Here is a 3098-nt window from a genome sequence, read left to right on the forward strand (position 1 = left end):
GGATCTCCGCGCGGGCGCGGGGTTCGCAGCCCCCAGCGCCCCGACCAGCGGCCGGCGTCCGGTCGGGGGCGTCATCCGGCCGGCGGCGGTCGGACGGCGCCGGTCCGTCCCGTGCGGCGGCTCCCGTCCACCGGCGACCGCTGGTGCCGACGGTCGACACATCGGGCAGCCGGTGCCGGGCACACGACAGCGGGGCGGGTCACCGAGTCGGTGTCCCGCCCCGCCGGGCGTCGTACGGGCGGCCGCATGGGCCGCCCGGTGTCACTCCTGCTCGAAGCGGCGCCGGAAGCGCTCCTCCATACGGCCGGTGAAGCCACCGCCGCTCTCGCCGGGCTGCTTGTCCTTCGGGGCGGCCCCGCCCTGACCGGTCGTCTCCTCGCCGCCGCGCCGGGCGCCGATCGAGGTGACCGCCAGCAACGCGCCGCCGAGCATGGCGAGGAAGCCGACGATGCTGAGGATCGGCAGGTCGCCGAGCCAGAGAGCCCGGAAGGGGATCCCGGCGACGAGCAGCACGAGGCCCACCACGAACAGGACGGCGCCCTGGATGCGACGGCGACGGGCGGGCTTGCTCCGCCGGCTACCGCTGACCGAGGACGCGAACTTGGGGTCCTCCTGGTAGAGGGCGCGTTCGATCTGTTCGAGCAGGCGCTGCTCGTGCTCGGAGAGCGGCATGCCTTCACCTCCGGCACACGTAATCGGACGGTAGGCCGCATTCGGCCCGGGCCTCCTCGCCCCGGCCGGTACGACGGGCGCCCCAACCTGGGCGTCTGATGTCCAGAGTACGAGGCGAATCGTGCCGCGACCACCCGGACCGTCCAACCCGCTCGGCTGATCGTCGAGCGGACGGCGTGGCGCGGCGTGTCGTCACTCACCCGGACTGTCGCAGACCCACCCGGACGGGGGTGGGCAGCCGGGTGAACGCCGGACGACCGGTCACCGACGGCAGCCGGAAGGCGACCGTCGGCCACCGGCGGCGGGGACGGGTGTCAGTACCGCCGGGCGAGCAGATGCAACCGCGGGGCGACCTCGGCGAGGGCGCCGACCTGCGACGCGAGCGCGTCCAGCTCGTCACGCTCGTCGCGGCCCGCCGTCTCGCCCTCCTGGCCGGGGCCGGGCAGCCACGCCTCGAGGGTGCCGTCACCCTGCAGGATCTCGGTCCGCAGCCGTCCGGTCTCGGCGGTGAGCTCCTGCAGCCGGTGCGCGTCGAACCGGCGCAGCAGCCGGTCGTCGGTACCGGTGCGGCCCTCGGGGTCGGTGAGCAGGGCACGGGCCTCGGCGAGCCGGCCCGTGGCCAGTCGCCCGATGAACGCGCCGTAGCGCCCCACCGTCAGCACCGACACCGCCCCGCCCGGGGCGGCGGCCGCGGCGAGCGCGGCGAGCACCCGGCCCGGGCCGTCGACGACCTCGAGCAGCCCGTGGCCCAGGACGAGGTCGGCGCCGTCGGCCGGGGCGACCTCGGCGAGGGTGTCGACGTCGCCGTTCACGGGGGTGATCCGGTCGGTCACGCCGGCCTCACCGGCACGCCGGGCCAGCGTCGCCAGCGCGTTGGGACTGGTGTCGACGACGGTCACCGCGCAGCCGGCGATCGCCAGCGGCACCGCCCACGTGCCGCTGCCCCCGCCGACGTCGAGCACCCGGGGCGCGGCCCCGGTGTCCCGGCGGACACGGTCGATCTCCCTGTCCAGCACCCGGAACACGGCGGCCCCGCGCGCTGCTCCGGCCTGCTCGCGTGTCGGCGATCCCACGGCACCGAGACTAGTGGCCCCCGCCGGTGCCCGGCCCGCCCGCCCGCCGCGACGCCCGCGACCGGGCGCCCGACGATCACCTGCACTCCGCTCGGCGACCGTGCCGGACCGCACGGTACGTTGGGTGGGTGCAGGTCGTCGCCACGCTCAGTCTCAAGGGTGGCGTCGGCAAGACCACGGTCGCACTGGGTCTGGCCGGCGCGGCGCAGCGGCACGGCGTCTCCACCCTCGTGGTGGATCTCGACCCGCAGGCCAACGCCACCACCGCGCTCGACCCGGAGCCCACCACGGCGACCGTCGCCGACGTGCTGGACGAGCCGCGCCGCGCGGTGGTCGAACGGGCCATCGCGCCGTCGGCGTGGGGCGAGGGCCTCGACGTGCTGGTCGGCGCGGAGCAGACCGAGCGGCACAACCACCCCGACCCGGGGGCGGCGCAGCTGTACCGGCTGGACCGCGCCCTGCAGCGGCTGGCCGGCGAGCTGATCACCGACGACCCCGGTGGCTCCGAGCACGCCGAGGAGCGCTACCGGCTGGTGATCGTGGACTGCCCGCCGTCGCTGGGGCAGCTGACCCGCAGCGCGCTGTCCGCCGCGGACCGGGCGATCCTGGTGACCGACCCGACGATGTTCTCGGTGTCCGGGGTGCAGCGCGCGTTCGACGCGGTCCAGACCGAGCGCGAGCGGTCCAACGACCGCCTGCAGCCGCTGGGTGTGCTGGTCAACCGGGTGCGGCCGCGCAACACCGAGCACGAGTTCCGGATCTCGGAGCTGCGCGAGCTGTTCGGCCCCCTGGTGTTCAACAGCGTCCTGCCCGACCGCTCGGCGGTCCAGCAGGCCCAGGGCGCCTGCCTGCCGATCCAGGCCTGGGACACCCCAGGCGCCCGGGAGATCTCCGCGGTGTTCACCGCGCTGCTGGGCCGGGTGCTGCGCAGCGCCTCGCGCCCCGCCGCCTCGGCCTGACCGGCCCCCTCCCGGTCCGTTCCTCAGCCCCGCCCGTTCCCGCTCTCCTGCCGTCCGCCGATCCGCTCCCCCGTGCGGCCCGCCGCTCCGGCGGACGGACCTCACCGGGGCAGCAGCAGCTGCACCCGGGTCACGAACTGCTCGGCCTGGCGCAGCAGGTCGTCGGCGGCACGCCGGTCGATGTGCCGCCCGATCCCGGCCTCGGCCTCGATCCGCAGCCGCGAGCACCCGGCGAAGAACGCCGCCCACTCCTCCAGCTCCGGAGCGACCTCGGCGAGGAGCCGCCAGACGTCGCGCGGGGCGCCCCGGCGGGTCCGGGGCCGGGCCCGCATCGCCAGCACCGCCGCCCCGGCACGCAGCGCGGCGAGGTAGGCGGCCGGGTAGCGACGCAGCG

The 3098-nt window shown here is 76.4% G+C and carries 4 protein-coding genes; 1 reads left to right on the forward strand and 3 read right to left on the reverse strand.

Translation table 11 applies throughout. The annotated features are described in order from the left end of the window. Nucleotides 1-261: 261 nt before the first annotated feature. Together NH602_RS29620 and NH602_RS29625 are read right to left on the reverse strand one after the other, a co-directional pair. Nucleotides 262-672, reverse strand: a complete 411-nt coding sequence (locus NH602_RS29620; protein WP_073573928.1) for a DUF3040 domain-containing protein — start codon at nucleotides 670-672, stop codon at nucleotides 262-264. 314 nt (nucleotides 673-986) lie between these two features. Next, the gene (locus NH602_RS29625; protein WP_073573929.1) at nucleotides 987-1745 is read right to left on the reverse strand and encodes a bifunctional 2-polyprenyl-6-hydroxyphenol methylase/3-demethylubiquinol 3-O-methyltransferase UbiG; all 759 of its coding nucleotides are present in this window, start codon (nucleotides 1743-1745) and stop codon (nucleotides 987-989) included. A 128-nt stretch (nucleotides 1746-1873) separates the two neighbouring features. Between NH602_RS29625 and NH602_RS29630 the strand changes: the two genes are divergently transcribed. After that, a complete protein-coding gene (locus tag NH602_RS29630) occupies nucleotides 1874-2704 on the forward strand; it encodes a ParA family protein (protein WP_253069534.1) in 831 nt (276 codons plus the stop codon). A gap of 101 nt (nucleotides 2705-2805) precedes the next feature. Here NH602_RS29630 and NH602_RS29635 read toward each other — a convergent pair. Then, the coding region (locus NH602_RS29635; protein ID WP_253069535.1) for an SAV_6107 family HEPN domain-containing protein at nucleotides 2806-3098 on the reverse strand (293 nt) is incomplete at its 5' end.

The sequence above is a fragment of the Pseudonocardia sp. McavD-2-B genome (assembly GCF_024124365.1).
GTDB classification, from domain to species: domain Bacteria; phylum Actinomycetota; class Actinomycetes; order Mycobacteriales; family Pseudonocardiaceae; genus Pseudonocardia; species Pseudonocardia alni.

Bases quoted from the DNA above. Each gene is read 5' to 3' on its own strand.
- NH602_RS29620 (WP_073573928.1), bottom strand. From the start codon at position 672: ATGCCGCTCTCCGAGCACGAGCAGCGCCTGCTCGAACAGATCGAACGC.